The sequence below is a fragment of the Gordonia polyisoprenivorans genome (genome assembly GCF_017654315.1).
GTDB lineage: Bacteria > Actinomycetota > Actinomycetes > Mycobacteriales > Mycobacteriaceae > Gordonia > Gordonia polyisoprenivorans_A.
On the sequence record NZ_CP072203.1, the window covers coordinates 1,304,670 to 1,323,966 of the forward strand.

Annotated in this window: 17 protein-coding genes; 10 read left to right on the forward strand and 7 right to left on the reverse strand. The window is 67.6% G+C overall.

Annotation, left to right across the window (positions count from 1 at the left end; translation table 11 throughout):
* Positions 1 to 100: 100 nt before the first annotated feature.
* From J6U32_RS05870 to J6U32_RS05895, 6 genes are all read left to right on the forward strand, one after another.
* Positions 101 to 1,213: an FAD-dependent oxidoreductase gene (locus tag J6U32_RS05870; protein ID WP_208793958.1), complete on the forward strand. Its 1,113-nt coding sequence runs from the start codon at positions 101 to 103 to the stop codon at positions 1,211 to 1,213.
* Positions 1,210 to 1,407 carry a sulfur carrier protein ThiS gene (gene thiS / locus J6U32_RS05875; RefSeq protein WP_208793959.1) on the forward strand — a complete coding sequence of 66 codons (198 nt, stop codon included), beginning with the start codon at positions 1,210 to 1,212 and terminating at the stop codon, positions 1,405 to 1,407. The genes J6U32_RS05870 and thiS overlap by 4 nt, the downstream gene beginning before the upstream one ends.
* Positions 1,400 to 2,197: a thiazole synthase gene (locus tag J6U32_RS05880; protein ID WP_208793960.1), complete on the forward strand. Its 798-nt coding sequence runs from the start codon at positions 1,400 to 1,402 to the stop codon at positions 2,195 to 2,197. The genes thiS and J6U32_RS05880 overlap by 8 nt, the downstream gene beginning before the upstream one ends.
* Before the next feature lie 93 nt (positions 2,198 to 2,290).
* Entirely contained in the window at positions 2,291 to 3,439 is a 1,149-nt protein-coding gene (locus tag J6U32_RS05885; protein WP_208793961.1) for an ABC transporter ATP-binding protein, read from the forward strand.
* On the forward strand, positions 3,436 to 4,218 hold the full coding sequence (locus J6U32_RS05890) for an ABC transporter permease (RefSeq protein ID WP_208793962.1): 783 nt from the start codon (positions 3,436 to 3,438) through the stop codon (positions 4,216 to 4,218). The genes J6U32_RS05885 and J6U32_RS05890 overlap by 4 nt, the downstream gene beginning before the upstream one ends.
* A 78-nt stretch (positions 4,219 to 4,296) precedes the next feature.
* On the forward strand, positions 4,297 to 6,897 hold the full coding sequence (locus J6U32_RS05895; RefSeq protein WP_208793963.1) for a helix-turn-helix transcriptional regulator: 2,601 nt from the start codon (positions 4,297 to 4,299) through the stop codon (positions 6,895 to 6,897).
* 297 nt (positions 6,898 to 7,194) lie between these two features.
* Here J6U32_RS05895 and J6U32_RS05900 read toward each other — a convergent pair whose 3' ends face one another.
* From J6U32_RS05900 to J6U32_RS05910, 3 genes are all read right to left on the reverse strand, one after another.
* Positions 7,195 to 7,650, reverse strand: a complete 456-nt coding sequence (locus J6U32_RS05900; protein WP_208793964.1) for a nuclear transport factor 2 family protein — start codon at positions 7,648 to 7,650, stop codon at positions 7,195 to 7,197.
* 54 nt (positions 7,651 to 7,704) lie between these two features.
* Complete coding sequence (locus J6U32_RS05905) at positions 7,705 to 8,577, reverse strand: SCO6745 family protein (protein WP_208793965.1); 873 nt, start codon at positions 8,575 to 8,577, stop codon at positions 7,705 to 7,707.
* A gap of 63 nt (positions 8,578 to 8,640) precedes the next feature.
* Positions 8,641 to 9,747 carry a DMT family transporter gene (locus J6U32_RS05910; protein WP_208793966.1) on the reverse strand — a complete coding sequence of 369 codons (1,107 nt, stop codon included), beginning with the start codon at positions 9,745 to 9,747 and terminating at the stop codon, positions 8,641 to 8,643.
* A 255-nt stretch (positions 9,748 to 10,002) separates the two neighbouring features.
* Between J6U32_RS05910 and J6U32_RS05915 the strand changes: the two genes are divergently transcribed.
* Complete coding sequence (locus J6U32_RS05915; RefSeq protein WP_208793967.1) at positions 10,003 to 11,166, forward strand: carboxylate--amine ligase; 1,164 nt, start codon at positions 10,003 to 10,005, stop codon at positions 11,164 to 11,166.
* A 70-nt stretch (positions 11,167 to 11,236) separates the two neighbouring features.
* Positions 11,237 to 12,643: an amidohydrolase family protein gene (locus J6U32_RS05920; protein ID WP_208793968.1), complete on the forward strand. Its 1,407-nt coding sequence runs from the start codon at positions 11,237 to 11,239 to the stop codon at positions 12,641 to 12,643.
* Positions 12,644 to 12,674: 31 nt separating this feature from the next.
* Here J6U32_RS05920 and J6U32_RS05925 read toward each other — a convergent pair whose 3' ends face one another.
* From J6U32_RS05925 to J6U32_RS05935, 4 genes are all read right to left on the reverse strand, one after another.
* The gene (locus J6U32_RS05925) at positions 12,675 to 12,839 is read right to left on the reverse strand and encodes a hypothetical protein (protein ID WP_208793969.1); all 165 of its coding nucleotides are present in this window, start codon (positions 12,837 to 12,839) and stop codon (positions 12,675 to 12,677) included.
* A 137-nt stretch (positions 12,840 to 12,976) separates the two neighbouring features.
* Complete coding sequence (locus J6U32_RS27630) at positions 12,977 to 13,111, reverse strand: hypothetical protein (protein ID WP_280118992.1); 135 nt, start codon at positions 13,109 to 13,111, stop codon at positions 12,977 to 12,979.
* Positions 13,112 to 13,417: 306 nt separating this feature from the next.
* Positions 13,418 to 15,268: a 2-isopropylmalate synthase gene (gene leuA / locus J6U32_RS05930; protein ID WP_208795975.1), complete on the reverse strand. Its 1,851-nt coding sequence runs from the start codon at positions 15,266 to 15,268 to the stop codon at positions 13,418 to 13,420.
* A 196-nt stretch (positions 15,269 to 15,464) separates the two neighbouring features.
* On the reverse strand, positions 15,465 to 17,087 hold the full coding sequence (locus J6U32_RS05935) for an FUSC family protein (protein WP_208795976.1): 1,623 nt from the start codon (positions 17,085 to 17,087) through the stop codon (positions 15,465 to 15,467).
* A gap of 158 nt (positions 17,088 to 17,245) precedes the next feature.
* On the opposite strand from J6U32_RS05935, the gene J6U32_RS05940 reads away from it, so the two are divergent.
* Together J6U32_RS05940 and J6U32_RS05945 are read left to right on the forward strand one after the other, a co-directional pair.
* The gene (locus J6U32_RS05940; protein WP_208793970.1) at positions 17,246 to 17,407 is read left to right on the forward strand and encodes a hypothetical protein; all 162 of its coding nucleotides are present in this window, start codon (positions 17,246 to 17,248) and stop codon (positions 17,405 to 17,407) included.
* A gap of 591 nt (positions 17,408 to 17,998) precedes the next feature.
* The gene (locus tag J6U32_RS05945; RefSeq protein ID WP_208793971.1) at positions 17,999 to 19,288 is read left to right on the forward strand and encodes an HNH endonuclease; all 1,290 of its coding nucleotides are present in this window, start codon (positions 17,999 to 18,001) and stop codon (positions 19,286 to 19,288) included.
* Positions 19,289 to 19,297: the final 9 nt, after the last annotated feature.

The window sequence follows — 19,297 nt, forward strand, 5'->3', positions numbered from 1 at the left end:
GGGTACGCCGGGCTGAGAGTGCGGGACGCCCCCGCTGACCGTCACACCTGATCCGGATCATGCCGGCGAAGGAAGGACTGCAGAGCATGAGCATCCGAGCATGAACCCCGCCGACCGCGCGGACACCGCGGGCGGCACTCGCCGCACCCTCGCCGTCGTCGGCGGTGGTGTCATCGGGTTGACCTGCGCACTTGCGGCCGCCGATGCCGACTGGCGGGTCACCGTCGTCGACGCCGGCCGAGACCGGCGCGCGGCATGGGTGGCCGGCGGGATGCTGGGCTCCCTCGGTGAGGGCCACCCCGGTGAGGATGCGCTGCTCGCGATCTCCGAGCGGTCGGTCCGCCGATGGCCGGCGCTCATCGAGCGACTCGGCGACCCGCAGATCGCCACCGCCACCGACTCCCTGTTCGTCGCGACGAGCGCCGCCGACGCGGCGTATCTGACCCAGCTCGCCGACTTCGTGTGGTCGACCCGTCCGCACGCCGTGGATCGGCTCAGCCGCATCGACGCCGCCGGGGTCCGGGCACGGGAACGGGCGATCGGAGCGCGGGTGCGCGGCGGCTATCTCGCGACAGGTGAAGGGGCCGTGGACAATCGGCGACTCCTCACTGCCCTCGAAACCGCGCTGGTCGCGGCCGGTGGCCGGATCACCACGCGCCGCGTGGCCGATCTCGCCGAGCTCGACGACGCCGATCACATCCTGCTCGCGGCGGGCGCCGGGCTGGCGGATCTGTGGCCGGGAGCCCCGATCCATCTCGCCAAGGGTGAGGTGCTGCGGCTGCGCGCCGACCGCACGACGGTGCCACCTCCGCGTCATGTGATCCGGGCACGGGTCGACGGGCGCATGGTGTACCTGGTGCCGCGACACGACGGAATCGTTGTCGGCGCAACCCAATACGAGGGCGACATGGACGAATGGCGCTCCGGCGAGCCGTCGCCGCAGGCCGTCGGCGTCGCCGAGTTGCTCGCCGACGCGATCGAGGTCTTTCCCGGCGCCCGCGACTATGCGCTCGTCGAGGCCGCCGCGGGATTTCGCCCGTGCTCACCCGACGGATTGCCGATCATCGAACGGCTCGATGAACGGATCGTCGTCGCCGGTGGCCACGGACGCAACGGAATCGTGTTGGCGCCGTACACCTCCGAGGTGTTCATGGGTGTGCTCGCCGACGACGGGTCGCTCGTCGGTGCGCGCGAGGAGAGGAATGCGACATGACGATCACGGTCAACGGCACCGACAGCCCGCTTCGCCCGGGCGGATCGGTGCGCGACCTACTGGCATCGATGGGCTTGCCGGACAAGGGGATTGCGGTCGCCGTCGACGGCACGGTGGTCCCGCGAAGCCGATGGGACACCGTCCTCGACGACGGTGCCACCGTGGAGGTCGTGACGGCGGTGCAAGGTGGCTAGCGTCACCCGGGTACCACCCGTCGATGGTTCACCGGCCGCCGACCCCCTGCGGATCGCCGACCGCGAGTTCACCTCCCGACTGATCATGGGTACGGGCGGGGCGAGCACCCTCGACGTGCTGTCACGCGCACTGGTGGCCTCCGGCACCGAGCTGACGACCGTCGCGATGCGCCGGGTCGATGCCGGCAGCACGACAGGTGTCCTGGATGTGTTGCGGCGCCTGGGGATCGCGCCGCTGCCGAACACCGCGGGCAGCCGCACCGCGGCCGAGGCGGTCCTGACCGCGCAACTCGCCCGCGAAGCACTGGAGACGTCATGGGTCAAGCTCGAGGTGGTCGCCGATGACCGCACCCTGCTGCCCGACCCCGTCGAACTGCTCGACGGCGCACGGCAGTTGGTCGATGACGGCTTCACGGTGCTCGCCTACACCAACGACGATCCGGTGCTCGCGACGCGGCTCGAGGATCTCGGGGTCGCCGCGGTGATGCCGCTGGGGTCGCCCATCGGAACCGGGCTGGGTATCCGCAACCCGCACAACATCGAGATGATCGTGTCGGCGGCAGGGGTGCCGGTGGTCCTCGACGCGGGTATCGGCACGGCCAGTGACGCCGCGTTGGCGATGGAACTCGGTTGTGACGCAGTTCTTCTGGCGTCCGCGGTGACGCGCGCCGACGATCCCGAGCGGATGGCGTCGGCGATGCGGCACGCGGTCGCCGCCGGGCGATTGGCCGCCACCGCGGGCCGGATTCCCCGTCGGCGATGGGCGCTGGCCTCCTCGCCGGAGGTCTGAGTTGCGTCGTTCGTCGGACGGGCCACTCGTCCGACGGTGCGAGGTCATTCAGTGGCAGGCCTGTGGTAACGGGCGGTGTGTAGTGTCGTCGGCATGCTGAGTGTCGAGAACCTCACCAAGGACTTCGGCAACGTCCGTGCCGTCGACAACCTGTCGTTCGAGGTCCGTCCGGGGGTCGTCACCGGCTTCCTCGGCCCGAACGGTGCCGGGAAGTCCACCACGATGCGGATGATGCTGGGTCTGGACCGGCCGACGTCGGGCCGCGCCATCATCAACGGCAAGCCCTACCGCGAGCTCGATCATCCGCTGCGTCAGGTCGGCGCTCTGCTGGACGCGAAATGGGTGCACCCCAACCGAAGTGCGCGCTCGCATCTGCGGTGGCTGGCCGCGAGCAACGGCATCCCCTCCACGCGTGCCGACGAGGTGCTCGAGACCGTCGGCCTGACGCAGGTGGCCCGCAAACGCGCCGGCGGCTTCTCCTTGGGTATGTCGCAGCGGCTCGGGCTGGCCGGTGCGCTGCTCGGTGATCCACACACCCTGCTGTTCGACGAGCCGGTCAACGGGCTCGACCCCGAGGGCATCGTCTGGATTCGCAACTTCATGAAATCCCTGGCCGCCGAAGGTCGTACGGTGCTGGTGTCGAGCCACCTGCTCACCGAGATGGCACTGACCGCCGAGCGGCTCGTGGTGATCGGCCAGGGCAGGTTGATCGCCGATAGTTCGGTGTCGGACTTCACCGCGTCGGCTCGCACCGTGGTGCGGGTCCGGACCCCGCAACCCGAGCAGTTGCACAACGCACTCGTCTCGGCGGGACTATCGCCGCGCCCCGAGCAGGACCAGCAGGGTCGGCCGGTGCTCGCCCTTGATGACATCACCACCGATCAGGTCGGCGACGTCGCCGCGGCCGCCGGGGTCACCGTGCACGAACTCGTCGCGCAGACCGCCTCGCTGGAGGAAGCGTTCATGGCGATGACCGCCCACGCCGTGGAGTATCACGGCGGCACCGAGCAGCCGGGCGCCGCCGTGGCGCCGCCCGCACCCGCGCCGGGTTTCGGTCCGGTACCCGGGCAGGCGTCGGGCCGGCCGGGTCAATGGGCGCCACCCGCTCAGGTCCCGCCCGGCCAGTACCCGCCCGCACAATTCCCACCCGGCCAGTACCCACCCGGCCAGTACCCACCCGGCCAGTACCCACCGCCCGGTGGCCACCCGCAGCAGGGCCCTGCGGACGGGGGACACCGATGATCGAGTTGTTGCGCGCCGAGCAGATCAAGCTCACCTCCATCCGCTCGCCCTACTGGTGCATGGGCCTCGTGGTGATCCTCAGTCTCGGCGTCACCGCGCTGTTCGCGAGTCTGGCCAGCAATGTCAACGAGACCGCCGGGCCCGACACCGCCACGGCATCGACCTCGGCCGGTGTCGACGGCTCCGCGCTGAGCGTCGCGCTCCTCGGGCTCAACCAGTTCGCCGTCATCGTCCTGATGATCATGGCCGTCCTCGGGATCACCAGCGAATATCGGTTCTCGACGATTCGCGCGACGTTCCTCGCGGTGCCCAAGCGCACCTCGGCGTTGCTGGCGAAGGCAACGGTCTACGTGTCGCTGACCTTCGTCACGATGCTGATCCTCACCGTCATCTGTGTGGGCATCCTGGTCGCCGGCATCGGCGGCTTCGGCTTCGGCGATGCCACCGTCATCCGGCAGATCTGGGGCATCCCCGTCTACGCGGCGCTGTGTGTGCTGCTGTCGATGGGGGTCGGTGCACTGGTGCGGCAGACGGCCGGCGCGATCTCGATCGTGCTGGTGTGGATGCTCGTGGTGGAGACCATCCTCGGCGCGGTGCCCAAGGTGAAGGACTGGGTCGGGCCGTTCCTGCCGTTCGCCAACGGATCACGTTTTCTCTCCGGGGCCACCGCTGGCGATGACTACCACTGGAACTCCGGTGTCTCGCTGGTGTACTTCGCGCTGTGGGCCGTCGTCGTCTTCGTCGCCGGGGTGTGGTTGGCGAATCAGCGCGACGCGTGAGCCGCCCAGCTCGTCCGCGCCCGTCGAACAGCTGAACCAAAGCTGCGTTTTAGCTGATAAAAGGACTAAAATACCCACATGGCGAACTGGCCTCTGGTCGAACGCGAGAAAGAATACCGAGCCATCTCCGCCGCCCTGCGGGAAGAGACCGCGGTCTGCGGTGTGGTGCTGACCGGTGATTCCGGCGTCGGCAAGACAACACTCGCGCGACACGTCACGGCCGGGATCGGTACGGGAGTGCGATGGGTCGCCGGGACCGAATCGGCCCGATCGATCCCGCTCGGTGTCTTCGCCCACCTCGTCGGCCCGGCGACGTCGAGCGATCCGGTCACCTATCTCGCGGCGGCCCGCGAATCGTTGCTCGCCGGCGGTAATGCGGTCATCGGCGTCGACGACGCCCATCTGCTCGACGAGCTCTCGGCCACGCTGCTCCATCAGCTCGCCATCGACCGAGCCGTGCACATCGTGGCGACCGTCCGCAGCGGCGAGTCCGTCCCGGACGCGGTGACGTCGTTGTGGAAGGACAACCATCTCCTGCGGATCACCTTGTCGCCGTTCACCAAAGAGCAGAGTGTGGAGTTGGTGGAGTCGGTCCTCGGTGGGCAGCTCGAGGAGCACTCGGCCGACCGGATGTGGGCGGCGTCGGGAGGCAATGCGCTGTTCCTGCGGCATCTTGTCGATGGCGCGCGCCAGGCGAACACCCTGCGTCAGGTCAACGGCGTGTGGCAGCTGCGCGGGCGCGCGGCGATCACCTCCGAACTCGCCTCACTGCTCGACGGGCGTATCGAACAGCTCGACGAGGCGGTGCTGACCGCGCTGAAGTATCTCAGCCTGTGTGAACCGCTGAACCTCGACGTGCTGGCCGAGGTCGCCGGTGAGGAAGCAGTCGAGCAGGCCGAGATCGACGGGCTCGTGCGCATCGAGCGAGAGGGGCGCGAACTCAACGTCGGCTTCCACCATCCGCTGTTCGGTGAGGTGATCCGGCGCAGGCTGGGTTTCGCGTCGTCGCGGCGGTTGCGGGGGAATCTCGTGCGCGCGTTGCGGGAACGTCCGCTCGCGACCCCGCTGGACCGTATCCGGCTGGCCGAGCTGGCGCTGGAGAGCGACACCTCGGCGGTCGATCTGGGCCTGTTGTCGGCGGCCGCCGACGACGCACTCAACCTGGCGCAGACACCGATGGGAGAACGTTTCGCGCGGGCGGCGATCGAGGAGGGCGGCGGCCCGGCCGAGGCCGAACTGCTTTCCCGGGCACTCATGTGGCAGGGCCATCCCCACGAGGCCGAGGACGTCCTCGCCCACATCGACACCACCGGACTCGACGCGCCGCTGCGGCTGCGGATCGGTCTGCAGCGCGTCGGCAACAGGTTCTGGGTGATGAATCAGGCCGAGCGCGCCGAGGAGATCCTTGAGAAGGTGCGTGCCGAGGTCGACGACGAGAACCTGCTGCGCATCGTCGACGGCATCGCGTCGGCGTGCGCGCTGTTCGAGAATCGCATCGCCGACGCGATCGCGCTGTCCGACGTCGCGCTGGAGTCCCCGAACGCCCTGCCGTGGGCGGTCGAGTGGGGAGTCTTCGGCGGGATGTTGTCGCGCGCATTGTCCGGTCGCGGAGACGAACTCGATCCGCTGGCCCGTCGCGCACGGGAGGCCGAACGCTACACCGACGGGCTGCTCCGGTACCCGGCAGGCATCGGCGAGATCCTCGGGCTGATCCTGTCCGGACGGGTCGACGCGGCCGGTGACGCGGTGCAGCGCTACGTCGCATTCGCCAACACCGCACAGTATCTGAGCTGGGCGATGTCGGGAATCCTGGTGTCGGCGGTCGAGTTGGCGCGCGGCGATTGCGCGTCGGTGGTGCGGCGTATCGAGCAGACCCTGGCGACCCTCGACGGCGACGAGTACTCGGCATCGTGGAACTTCCCCGCGTATGTCTTTCTGGCTCAAGCGCTCAGCGCGTTGGGCGAGGCGCCCCGCGCCGAGGAGGTGTTGGGTCGCGCACGCGCCCGGGACGGGCTGCACGTCGCGGTGTTCCGGCCGATGCTGTGGGTCGCCGAGGCGTGGCAGGCCGCCGCCGCGGGAACGGTGTCCATCGGTATCGAACGTGCCTGGGCAGCAGCCGAATTGGCGGCCAAGACCGGGCAGCTGGCAGTGGAGGCGGAGGCGTTGCACACCGCGGTGCGCTTCGGTGATGCCAGCGCCGGACCCCGTCTGGCCGAACTGGCCGAGCAGATCGACGGCCCGCTCGCGGGCATCTACGCCCGCCACGCTGCGGCGTACGCGGCCGGTGACGGCATCGAACTCGACGTCTGCGCAGCCGATCTCGAGAAGCTCGGTCGTCGTCTGTCGGCGGCCGATGTGGCCGCCCAGGCCAGCGCCGTCCACGATCGTTCGGGTCGACGGTCGGCGACGGTGGCATCGTCGTCGATGGCCAACCGGCTGGCCGCAGCCTGCGGTGGGCTGCGCACCCCGGCCCTCGTCGAGGCAGCCCAGCCGTTGCCGCTGACCACCCGCGAACGCGAAATCGCCAACCTCGTCGCCTCCGGTCTGTCCAACAAGCAGATCGCCGCACGGCTGACCGTCTCGGTGCGCACCGTCGAGGGCCACATCTACCGGGCTTGCACCAAACTCGACGTCACCGATCGCGACGGTATCGCCGACCTCATCCTGCGCGAACGCTGACCGTCGGGGTGTATCCGCACCACCCTGTCGGACCGAACCAGCACCGGCGCAAGCGGTCTCGAGGCTCGCCGCACGCGGCTCGCACCTCGACCATCGGGGGGTCGACCATCGGGGGACGGGTCGACCATCGGGGGAGCGACCGAATGATGCTCCGGGCCTTTCCATCCGGTGGTCGAGGTGCCGAGGAGCGATAGCGACGAGCCTCGAGACCCGGTGCGCCGACACGTATCCGGGCCACAGCGGTCCGACATCGGCAGCAACGACCTGCCCGCCGTCATGTCGGGGGAGACGCTGGGCTCACTCGCCGGTCCGGATCGCCGGCCCCACCTTCAGAGTGAAGCCGGGGATCTCGGCCAGCGGGACGTGGGCCTCGTAGGTGCGGTCGTATCCGGTCGCGCAGATCCGCCAACCATCCGCGGTGCGGCGGTAGGTGTCGTCGTAGAACGCGGCGCCGATGAGCATGAACTCGAAGTCGGGCACGATCACCCGATCCGAGAGGTACCAGCGCCCGTGTGCGACATCGCCGGACACCTCGATTTCCGGGTGCGAGACGCGATGCTCGGTGATCACCCCGGGTCCCACCGACGTCCGCATGAAGCCGACGAGTTCATCGCGGGTGGTGAAGCTCAGGGAGTCGCCGTATTCGCCGGTGACGTCGTCGGTCAGGGTGTCGGCGAAGGTGTCCCAGTCCTTGGTGTCGAGGGCACGGAGGTATCGGTACTTGAGCGCTTCGATGGCGGCGACGTCGTTCACCCTTCGAGGACTACCGCACCGGCATGGCCGATGACCCCGGAATCGCCGAGTTGATCAGCTCTTGCGGGTCGTCCCCGGCAACACACCGGCGTCGATGACCGCCTTGACGTATGGCCGGATTGCCTGCAGCGCGTCGTGGAGCTCGGTTCGGGCCCAGAGCTGTTCGCCGAGAGCGTCGGTGGTGGCCTCGACGTCGTCGTAGAGAGCGGCACCTGCGGCGGTCAGTCGATGCCCGTCGTCGGTGCGTTCGGCGAGTCCACGCTCGACGAGCCGATCCACCGATGCCTCCCAGTCCTGATCCGACCACCCGCGGGTGAGCAGCGTCATCGCACGGCCCATCGACCGCCGCCGTACGGTCGGGTCGGGGAGCGTGGCCTCGTGGAAGACTGCGGCGTCGATGCCGTTGAGCCCGCTCACGACCAGGGCGGCAATATGGTTGTCGCCGCGCCATTCTCGCACTATCGCGACTGCGTGCCAGAGTCGCAGGTGCGCAGCGGTGGGAGCCGGCGACTCCGCCCACGCGGCGGCCAACGGGCGACCGGTGTAGGGCAGCGTACGTCCGGCGTCGGCGAAGACATCGGCCAGACGGGCGATCTCCGGATCGTCGACGCGCTCGCCGAGGATGGTCCGCAACTGCTCGTCGAGCATCGTCCACCGCGCCTGCGACACCCGCTCGAGGCCACACGCCACCGCCTTGGGCCAGCTCTTGGCGATCGACGTGGGAGCGAAGTTGAAGAAGGCCGAGGTGACCACCGTCGGCGCACACTCACCCAGTGGCGCCCCACGAGCGCCCACATAGAACGCGTGCGGATTCAGGCCCGTGGCCTCCTGTGCGGCACCGAGGCCGGGGTTGAAGTAGGCGAGGATGTGGAAGGGCTCGAGAGTCTCGTACGCGCGGCGCGCATACGAGATCTGGTCAGACGACATGCCTCACACGTTTGCCGCTGACCGGTGCGGGTGTCAAGGCGCGGCCGGGATGTCGCCGAGAGTTCACTGCGCTCGATCGTGCCCGTTGCGGGTCGCCGGGCGATGCTCATCGTCGCGCGGTATGCCGAGGTCGGCCTCGAGGTCTTCTTCGACGAGAGTGAAGTCGGCGTCGCAGAATTCGTTCTCGTTCGGCGACAGTTCCAGACGCTCCTGCTCGCCGAACTCGTCCTCCTCGTCGAAATCCTCACGGCCGCGCCGCCATCCGCCCTTCATCGGTGGCGCCTCGCCGAAGTGGTCGGGATCACCGGAGCCGTACCAGGCGACGAGAACCGCACCGACGACGGCGCCGATGAAACCGACGACGGCCAGCCAGCCGAGGCCCGCCTTGGCGGTGTCGCCGAGGAACAGTACTCCGACGAGGCTCGGGCCCGCGGTCTCGCCGACCACGAGCACCGCGGTCACCCCGTTGACCGCCCCGAGCTGCAGGGCGACGGTCTGCACGAAGAACCCGCAGGCACCGGCGACGGCGATGGTCCAGGCGGCCGGGTCGAGCAGCAGCACCTTCAGGTCGAAGGGGTGTACGCCGTCGAGGATGCGCACGGCGATCGCGATGACACCGAACAGCAGACCGGCCATCGCGCCACCGACGATCGCGCCGTGGCGTCCGAGCCGGTACACCCCGAGCAGAGCCAGAGCCGACAACAGGATCGTCGCCCCGAACAAGCCCCAGTGGATGGTGTCGGCCTGGCCCTCACCGGTGGTGTGCGACGAGGAGAAACCGAGCAGGCACAGCGAGAACACGACCAGCCAGATGGCGATCCAGTCGCGGGTGTGCAACGCGATATTGAGCATGATCGTGCCGAGCAACGCCGTCACGACGAGATTCGCCGAGACGATGGTCTGCGACAGGAACAGCGGGAGGAACCGCGCGGCGACCGCACCGCCGGCGAATCCGACGATCACCATGACGGTGCCGAGGATGAAGGAGGGGTCGACGAGCGTCGACATGGTCGACTGCAGCGACGGGCCGCCGGCGGCGTTGGTGTCGACGACGCCGTCCTCGCGTTCGGTCTGCGCGACCCGGCGCGCACCGAGTGCTCGGAGCACCGTCGACATGCCGTAGGCGACGGCGGCCAGCGATGCCGAGATGACGCCGATCACGAACAGCATCGCCGCACCCCTTCCGCCCGACCGAACGTAGCCAACCTAACAATCCAGAGAATCCCAACGATGACCGCGGGTCCGCTATTCCATGTAATCCGCCCCCGCCCGCTCAATGCAATCGATTTGTACCCTTTGCCCGACTGTGGCCCCGTGGGTCGGGGCCGAAAGCGGTGTGAGGTGAGTATGCGGCAGGGGTCCGACAAACCATGGCGGCCCGGCAGCCGCCGCAGCCACCGGGGCGCACACGCCTAGACTCGCCCCGTGGCCTTCTCCGGTAAACACATCCTGATCACCTTCGGCCGGTCCTTTCTCAGCCTGAATCTGGCGCGCCTGCTCGCGGCGGCCGGGCATCGGGTCACCACCGTCGACTCGATCCCGGTGGCGCTGACCCGGGTGTCGAAGGCCGTCGACTCGTTCCACCTTGTCCCGCCGCCCAAGTTCAAGCCGCAGGAATACTGCCGTGAACTGGCCAGGATCGTCGTCGACGAACACGTCGACATGGTCATCCCGATCCACGAGGAGACCGACATCCTGTCGATGATGCGGGGACTGTTCCCGTCCGACTGCGAGCTCTTCCTGTCCGATTTCGAGCTCGAGAATCGGTTGCACAACAAGTACGACTTCCAGGAGATGCTCGTCGAGCACGGCATCGACACCCTGAAGTTCGCGCGGCTCGACAGTCCGGAGGACATCGAGAAGCTCGATTTCACCGGCCCCTTCGCGGTCAAGAAGTGCTACTCGCGCGGCTCGCAGAAGGTGCACAAGGTGTATCCGGGCGATCGGATGGAGTGGCTCGATCACGATCCGAGCAACCCGTGGCTCGCGCAGGAGTGGCTGACCGGCGATCGCTACTGCACGTACTCGGTGGTGCGGGAGGGCAAGATCTTCGCGCACGCGACCTACCCCGTCGAATACGCGATCGGTGGCAGCTCGTGCCTGTCCTTCGTCTCGGCGCAGCACCAGCCGATCTTCGACTGGGTCGAGAAGTTCCTCGCCGACACCGATTTCACCGGGCAGGTCGGCTTCGACTTCATCGACCACCCGGAGAAGGGGCTCTACTGCATCGAGTGCAATCCGCGTGCCACCAGCGGGATCATGATGTTCCGGCCGCACAATCGCGTCGACGAGGCGTTCTTCGGCGAGAACGACGAGCTGATCGTCCCCGACGACGACGTGCACACCATGATCAAGGTCGGCATGACGATCTTCGGGTGGCGCGAGGACGCGCGGCAGGGACGAACCATGCGGCAGTACTTCCGGGACCTGCGCGGATTCGACGACGTCATCGGCGTACGCGGTGACCGACTGCCGGGTTACGCGCTTCCCGTCGCCTACCTCGGAATCGTGCGCAGCTGCCTGAAGTACCGGGTCGGCCTCGCCGAGGGCTTCATGCACGACCACGAGTGGGACGGGCACGTCATCTGAGATCCGGCGGTATCCGCCACCCGCCGGTGCTCGCCGCGCCGAATCGGCGCCGCTGTGTTTTCGTGTTCCGGTGACCATCCATCTCGGCCATCTGATCCACATCACCGGCGCACCGACGCTGCAGCAGGCGCCCGCCGCGCTGGTCGACATCGCCGACGGCGCACTGGTGATCGACGACGCGACCGGCGTCATCGTCTACAGCGGTCCGCGCGCCGGCATGCCCGACGATGCCGAGGACGTCACCGTCGACCATGATGGCGCCTACCTGATCCCGGGATTCGTCGACGCCCACATCCACTTCCCGCAGACCTATTCGCTCGACGCCTACGGGGGCGGGCAACTGCTGGAGTGGTTGAGCACCTGCATCTTTCCCGCCGAGGCCCGGCTCGCCGACCCGGAGTTCGCCCAGCGGATCGCCCGTGACTTCACCACGCGACGGATCTCGACCGGCACGACCGCGGCCATGGTGTTCGGGTCGGCGTTCACCCATGCCCAGGACGCGTTGTTCACCGAGACCGCCCGGGTGGGGCTGCGACTGGTCAGTGGACGCGGAATCCAAACGGTCGGACCGGATTCCGCCGAGCCGCTACTCACCTCCGAGGCCGACGCCATCGCCCTGACCCGTGCGGAGATCGAACGCTGGCACGGTACCGATACCGGAGATCCGTCAACGTCGTTGTTGCACACCGCGATCGTGCCGCGGTTCACGTTGTCGGTGACCACGCAGACGTTGCGGGCTCTGGGCGAGCTGCATGCGGACGTGGCTGACACCGGGGTGTATGTCCACACCCACCTCAACGAGAACAATCGGCCGGGCACCGGTGAGATCGACACGGTGAAACAGCTTTTCGAGGTCGACAGTTACCTCGACACCTACGATGGGAAGTTCTTGCCGGGCTCGGCACACGGGGGTGAGAGTCTGCTGGGGCGTCGCACGATCCTGGCACACGCCGTGCACTGCACCGTCGCCGAACTGGATCGGATGGCGGAGACCGGGACGTCCATCGCGCACTGCCCGACCTCGCAGCTGTTTCTCGGATCGGGCACGATGCCGTGGCGCAGAACTGTCGGTTCCGGGGTGACCGTGGCGGCCGGAAGTGATTGCGGCGCAGGCGATGAGTGGCTGATCTCCCGCGTGCTCTCCGATGCGTTCAAGGTGCACATCTCCGAGCCGGGAGACGCGGGTGTGTCGATCCATCCGGCGCAGTTGTTGTTCACCGGAACGCTGGCCGGCGCGCGAGCTCTCGACGCCGAGGATCGGTTCGGCAACCTCGACGTCGGCAAGGAAGCCGACTTCCTGGTGATCGAGCCGTGGCGATGGCCGCCGCTCGAGTCCGTTCTGGCGAACGGGATTCGCGCCGACGACGCCGATCTCGCCCGCGAACAGGAGCTGTTCGCGTTGCTGATGGCGCTGCGCGAGCCGGCGATCGCCGAGGTCTACGTCCGCGGCCGGCGGGTGAGCTCGGACGAGGGGTGAGTCCGGATGAGGGACTCCGGCCGGTCGTGAATCAGCGGGCGGGAAGGATGTCCGCGGGGACGGCGTCGTCGGAGTACCCAGCAGTTGGGGCGGTCGGCCCGGACTGGGCGATGATGCCGATGAGTGCGCCGATCCCCGCGGCGCAGGCCACGAGTACGAGCACTGCGGCGAGTGCGAGGAATTCCATGTTGGTCATGTGTTCCCATTGTCCGTGGCGAGGCCGTCACGTCCACTCACCAGCGCATAAGGTGTTCACACTCACCTGTCCGCCGCGGGTGTGACCTGGTGCGGATCGGCCCCCGACCAGTGCCGATTCGCGCGCGTCGGCGCCGATCAGGCCAGTGCTTTGGCCTTCAGTGCCCCGAGCTCCGCCTCGGTGGTGGTCCCGGCGTCGAGGAGGGCCTTCGCGTCGGCGATCTGCTCGGCGGCCGATGCATCGACCAGGTGAACTCCCAGAACGAACTCCACATGTCGATCTCGGGGAGACCGACACGTTCGACAAGGCGATTCGCCGTTTCGCTTCTCGGTATTCCAAGGTGAATGCGGCCGATCATGCCGAGTTCGTCGCCGCGATCGAGCGCGGGCCGGTCTCGGCGATTGCCGAGTACTGAACTCACACACCGGCTCTCGTAAAGTATCTCCGCTGAGACACCGCGCGGGCCGGACACGATTCGAGGGTCACTCGAGGTGTGTCCGGCCCGTGCGTTCACACGATGCGGCAGGGTTCACCCGCGCATCGGGCTGACTGTGATGGCCCGGCTGGTATGCGCCGGTTTACGGAGCCCAGGTCCGCGGTGCGGCGTCGGCGGTGTCGTCGGCAGGCGCGGTGACCCGATGGGCCCGGTTCACTGCGGACACCACTGCGCGCAACGAGGCGGTGGTGATGGACGAGGCGACGCCCACACCCCACACGGTCTCGCCGTTGACCTGTGCCTCCACGTACGACGCGGCGTTGGCGTCGCCGCCCGCGGTCATCGCGTGCTCGCTGTAGTCGAGGACCCGGACATCGAATCCGACTGTCGCCAGGGCGTCGACGAAGGCGGCGAGCGGACCGTTACCGGTTCCGCTGATCTCCTTCTCGACGCCGTCGACCTTCACGACCGCGGTGATGGTGTCGTCGCCGCCGTCGATCTCGGAGGCGTCCACGCGCTGGCGCATCCGCTCGAGCGGGCGCACCGGGTGCAGGTATTCGTCGGCGAAGACGTCCCACATCTCCTTCGGCGACACCTCGCCGCCCTCACCGTCGGTGAGTTTCTGGATCTCCCGGCTGAACTCGATCTGCAGGCGCCGCGGCAGGCTCATGCCGTGATCGGTCTTCATGATGTAGGCCACGCCGCCCTTGCCGGACTGGCTGTTCACGCGGATGACGGCCTCGTAGCTACGGCCGACATCCTTGGGATCGATCGGCAGATACGGTACGGCCCAGGTGATGTCGTCGACGTCGGAGTCGTCGGCATCGGCGTCGACCTTCATCTGGTCGAGGCCCTTGTTGATCGCATCCTGGTGGCTGCCGGAGAACGCGGTGTAGACCAGGTCGCCGCCGTACGGATGACGCTCGGGCACGTTGAGCTGGTTGCAGTATTCGACGGTGCGCCGGATCTCGTCGATGTCGGAGAAGCTGATCTGCGGATCGACGCCACGGCTGAACATATTCATGCCCAGGGTGACCAGGCAGACGTTGCCGGTGCGCTCACCGTTGCCGAACAAGCAGCCCTCGATGCGGTCGGCGCCCGCCTGATAGCCCAATTCCGCTGCGGCGACAGCGGTTCCGCGGTCGTTGTGCGGGTGCAGGCTCAAGATGATCGAGTCGCGGCGAGCCAGGTTGCGGCTCATCCACTCGATCGAGTCCGCGTACACGTTGGGGGTGGCCATCTCGACGGTCGCCGGCAGGTTGATGATCATCGGCTTGTCCGGGGTGGGGGCGATGATCTCGGTGACCGCGTCGCACACCTCTTTGGCGTAGCTCAGTTCGGTGCCGGTGTAGGACTCGGGGGAGTACTCGTAGCGCCAGTTGGTGTCGGGGTACTTCTTCTCCTCCTCGAGGACCCGGCGCGCGGCGTTGGTGGCGATCTCGGTGATCTTGCCCTTGTCGGCGCGGAACACCACGCGACGCTGCAGGACCGAGGTGGAGTTGTAGAAGTGGACGATCACGTTCGCCGCGCCGCGGCACGCTTCGAAGGTTCGCTCGATCAGTTCGTCACGGCACTGGGTGAGGACCTGGATGGTGACGTCGTCGGGGATGGCGCCGTCCTCGATGATCTCGCGGACGAAGTCGAAGTCGGTCTGGCTCGCCGAGGGGAATCCGACCTCGATCTCCTTGTAGCCCATCCGGACCAGCAGGTCGAACATGCGACGTTTGCGGGCGGGACTCATCGGGTCGATCAGGGCCTGGTTGCCGTCGCGCAGGTCCACTGCACACCACAGGGGTGCGCGGTCGATGATCTTGTCGGGCCAGGTGCGGTCGGGAACCGATACGGCCTCGACCTCGTCGGCGAAGGGACGGTAACGATGAACGGGCATCGCCGAGCTGCGCTGCTTGTTCCAGATCGGCTGGCCGGCGGGAATGGGTCCGGTGGGCTCGACGATACGACTCGCGCCCGAGGTGAAGGTGTCTGCTGCTGCCATCATTGGTCAATCTCCGAAAGTCAAAGAGGGAAGATGACCGGCGCATAAGAAGGCCCGCGACGGAGGGCCGGTCGATTCAGACCCCGCCGCGGCAACCGAGAAGGAGCGCGCGCTGCATGCGCTCGACAGTACTCCTGATGGTCGCGACGGATCAACCACGGGGTGGCTCGCCTCTCGGTCTCCGTCGATCCGGTGGTCACGGTGCCGGTGGAGCGAGCAGTAACCGGCGCTCGGTCAGCATCCCGACGAGCGTCGGGTCGAGCGATCGGCTCTGATTTGCACGCCAGCACCATGACAGTGTCTCGTATCCGACCTGACACACCGCCACGTGGTGCGCCCAGTGCTCGCGGGCCCATGGTGGGTCGTCGCCGGCCGCGTCGGTCGCGGTCATCTCCGACTCCAGCAGCGTCCACTGCAGGTCCCGGCGGGCGACCAGCGATTCCGGTGCTCCGACGGGCACCACCGTGACCGTCTCCAGCACGTGGTCGACGTCGACGAGTACGGCGTCGTCGGCGCGGGTCGCGCTGCGTCGATGCAGGTGGGTGCCGACCAGCCACATCGAGGCGATCGCCAGAACCACGCCCACCAGGGTCTCCAGGAAACGATCGCGGACCGGGACGGTGATGTCGGCCGACGGGGTGCCCATGAGCATCGCCAGCGGCGTGATGAAGGTGACCGCCACCGCGTAGTTGCCGACGATCGTCAGCTCGATCAGCACATTGAGCACGGCGATCACGACGATGAGCGCGGGAACGCCGAGATCGAGCAGATGAAGGGCTGCGAAGACCACCAGCCCGACGACGGTGCCGGCCAGCCGGTGTGCGCCGCGGATGACCCCCCGAATCCGATCCGGTCCCAACTGCAGGACGAGCACCGCGCCGAGGATCGCCCAATCCGGCCGGGTGAGCCCGACGACGACCGAGACGGCGCCCGCGCAGAACGCCGACACGATCACCCGGCCGGTGGTGATCCGGGCGTGGCTGAAGGGGGCCGTGGCCTTGCGTAGGCGGTGAGCGACCGTCGGGCGTCCCAGCGGCGGGGAGATCGCCAGCGGGTTGCGAGCGCCGTGCAGCCGATGCATCGACTGCCAGAGCTGTTGTGCCAAAGCGGTATTCGTTGCCGTAGCGTCATGCAGCACGGTCCACGCGTGCAGAGTCGACAGGGCGACGCCGTGCCGTCGCGCGCGATCGGCGCCACGATTGCCGTCCAGGTAATCCTCCACCGCCGCCATCGCGGCGAGGGTTGCCGCCGTTTCCGGGCCGTGGGGTCGCCACAGCCCGGGCGCCATCGCCACGATCAATGCTCCGACGCCACCGGCGGTGGTGGCGACGACGAGTGGAACGAGATCGACCCCGTGGCGCGTCACCACGGACGCGACCGCCGCGGTGAGCACGAAGAAGAACGGGCCGGGCGGTCCGAGGCGCAGCGCATTGACCCCGAAGGTGACCAGGGCTGCACCGGCGACCAACAGTGCGACGATCACCAGATCCTGGGGTGTTGACGCGTGGGGTCCGGCCCACGCACCGAGGGCGCCGTACCCGGCGGACGCCGCCACGAGCAGGACGGACGCGGTGAGCACCGCCCGCCACCGCACCCGGTAGGGCCGCTTCTCGCCATACAAGGCGGCGAACCCGCCGAGAGCCGCGAGAAGTGCATCCCGCTCGAAACCCACGAGATACAGCGCCACGGCCGGTATCGCGAATGCCAGACCGGCGCGCAGCGCCGCAGCCCATCGCCCGCGGATGTCGGGGACGGCGAAGAACGCACGTCTGATCGACGGACGTGGGGGTGGCGAAGGTCGAGGGTCGGTGTGGGGCATCGCCGACTCACTGTAGAGCGCGCGACCGCCACGGTCACCGGCGATCAGCAGCACGAGGACAGCCGGCTCCCAACATTGCCTCATACGGTTGGCTCCAGTCGATCGCTGCTTCGAGCCGATCGCCGACGACATCAATCCAGAAGGAGTGGAGAGTCCCCATGCGTAAGCACATCCGCCGCCCGGTGTTTCGTCGATTGTCGATAGGTGTGGTCGGCGTCGGCATCGTGACCGCCGCCGCCTCCGGTGGCGTGGCAACCGCCGCGCCCGCGGCCCCTGCTCCCGTCACCGCCCCGATCACCGCGCCGGTCGTTCAGAAGTAGAGCGTCGAATCGCGAGACCCTCTTCCCCTGATGGTCAAGGCGCCCTTTCACGAGCGACGAGCATCCCTTCCCTCCCCCGGTGGTCGAGGTGCGAGCCGCGTGCGGCGAGCCTCGAGACCCGGTGAGATAACCGGCCTCCCAACCACATCCATTGTTGGCAGGGCCCGACGCGAGCCGAACTCGCAGACGCCCCCACTGCACCAGCCGCGTCCGCACAGTGAAGCCGCGAACTCATCACTCCCGACGGTCATCCCCCCGATGGTCGAGTAACCCGCCCACCCGACCGTCGCGAACCCCTCTTCCCCCGGTGGTCGAGTAACCCGCCCACCCGACCGTCGAGAAATCTCTCCCCCGATGGTCGAGGTGCACGGCGCCCCAGGCGCCGGGCCTCGAGACCCGGCGAGATGACAGGTATCGCAACCACATCCATCGACTACAGCGAAAACCGCGCCCCTACCACACCCCACCGACAGAAGATCAGCACCGAAACACGTTGTCCACAAGCAGAATTGACCAAACCACCCCTTGCGTCGAACATCCTGGCGATGTACACTGGAGCCATCACACCGATCAGCCACCGGGGAGGGGCCCATGATCGAATCCACTACCATTCTTGACGCGGAAACCGTTGACGCCGAAGCAGTTTTCGCCACCATCGTCACCCAACTCAGCAACCTGCAATGGAACCCGGACATGACCGGACCCCAAGCCTTCGGTGCGATGAAGCAGGTCCTGCTGCTGCGAGACCTGATCGATCACCACGCCACCACCCTCACCGGCGAACTGGACCGGCTGGGCGTCGCCGATCACAAAACCACCCGACTGCGAGAACTGTTGATCAGCATGGGTTTCGCGCCCTCGGTCGCAGGTCGGTATGTGCGGGTCGCCGGCACCACCGATGTAAATCTGTTGTTGGCGCATGCCGCGGACGGATCCATTTCTTCCGAACACGCCGACGCCATCGTCCGCGGACTGGCGCACATCGACACCCGCTCTCCCGAACCCCTCGACACCGTCCAACGCTGCGAATACCTGCAGAAACTGCTGTCACACTACTTCGCCGGATTCACCCCCGCCGAAATCAACCTCTACGCACGGCAGCTGGGAAACGAGCTCGCCGCGGAGACGCCGGGCGGGCTACCTGCCGCGGAGGACAAGAACATCAACAGCTACACCGACCGCATCACCGACGACGGACGGCTGGAAATCTCGGCGAACCTCGACATCGTGGCCGGCGAGAAAACCCGCACTCTGATGGAAACGTTGTCGGCGCCCAAGCCTCAACCCGATGGGTCCCCCGATCCCCGCACGCCCGAGCAGATCTGTGCCGCCGCGTTCGAAACGATCGTGGAGTTGGCGGCACAAGGTTTGGCCGACACCACGTTCTCCGCGAAACTGACCAACGGCCTGTTGTGGACCTGGTCGGCCGACAACCCGGCCCTCGGCGGGGACTTGCAGAATATGGGTGCCATCACCGAGGCCACCGCGCGGATGTTGTCGTGTGACAACACCATCACCAAGATCGTGCTCGACCCCAACGGTGTACCGCTCAGTGTTGGTGAAGAGAAACGCTTCTTCACCCCCGGACAACGCAAAGCGTTGTTGGTGCGTGATCGTGGATGCATCAAATGCGGTGCCCACGCCGGACGCTGCCAAGGACACCACGTGCAGCACTGGGCCGATGGTGGTCCCACCGACCTCGACAACGGCTGTTTGCTGTGCAGCAGTTGCCACGACGATGTGCATCACCACGGCTGGGACATCATCATGGGATTCGACCGCCACCCGTGGCTCGTCCCGCCCGCCAGCATCGACCCGAAACGACAACCAGTGCCGTCGTATCACCGCAGAACCATGCGACTCGACGACGCAGCAGCCTGATTCCCCGCA

Excerpts from the sequence above, each read along its gene's own strand:
- J6U32_RS05870 (WP_208793958.1), top strand. The coding sequence starts at position 101 with ATGAACCCCGCCGACCGCGCGGACACCGCGGGCGGCACTCGCCGCACC.
- thiS (WP_208793959.1), top strand. The coding sequence starts at position 1,210 with ATGACGATCACGGTCAACGGCACCGACAGCCCGCTTCGCCCGGGCGGA.
- J6U32_RS05885 (WP_208793961.1), top strand. The coding sequence starts at position 2,291 with ATGCTGAGTGTCGAGAACCTCACCAAGGACTTCGGCAACGTCCGTGCC.
- J6U32_RS05890 (WP_208793962.1), top strand. The coding sequence starts at position 3,436 with ATGATCGAGTTGTTGCGCGCCGAGCAGATCAAGCTCACCTCCATCCGC.
- J6U32_RS05895 (WP_208793963.1), top strand. The coding sequence starts at position 4,297 with ATGGCGAACTGGCCTCTGGTCGAACGCGAGAAAGAATACCGAGCCATC.
- J6U32_RS05905 (WP_208793965.1), bottom strand. The coding sequence starts at position 8,577 with ATGTCGTCTGACCAGATCTCGTATGCGCGCCGCGCGTACGAGACTCTC.
- J6U32_RS05910 (WP_208793966.1), bottom strand. The coding sequence starts at position 9,747 with ATGCTGTTCGTGATCGGCGTCATCTCGGCATCGCTGGCCGCCGTCGCC.
- J6U32_RS05925 (WP_208793969.1), bottom strand. The coding sequence starts at position 12,839 with ATGACCAACATGGAATTCCTCGCACTCGCCGCAGTGCTCGTACTCGTG.
- leuA (WP_208795975.1), bottom strand. The coding sequence starts at position 15,268 with ATGGCAGCAGCAGACACCTTCACCTCGGGCGCGAGTCGTATCGTCGAG.
- J6U32_RS05935 (WP_208795976.1), bottom strand. The coding sequence starts at position 17,087 with ATGCCCCACACCGACCCTCGACCTTCGCCACCCCCACGTCCGTCGATC.
- J6U32_RS05940 (WP_208793970.1), top strand. The coding sequence starts at position 17,246 with ATGCGTAAGCACATCCGCCGCCCGGTGTTTCGTCGATTGTCGATAGGT.
- J6U32_RS05945 (WP_208793971.1), top strand. The coding sequence starts at position 17,999 with ATGATCGAATCCACTACCATTCTTGACGCGGAAACCGTTGACGCCGAA.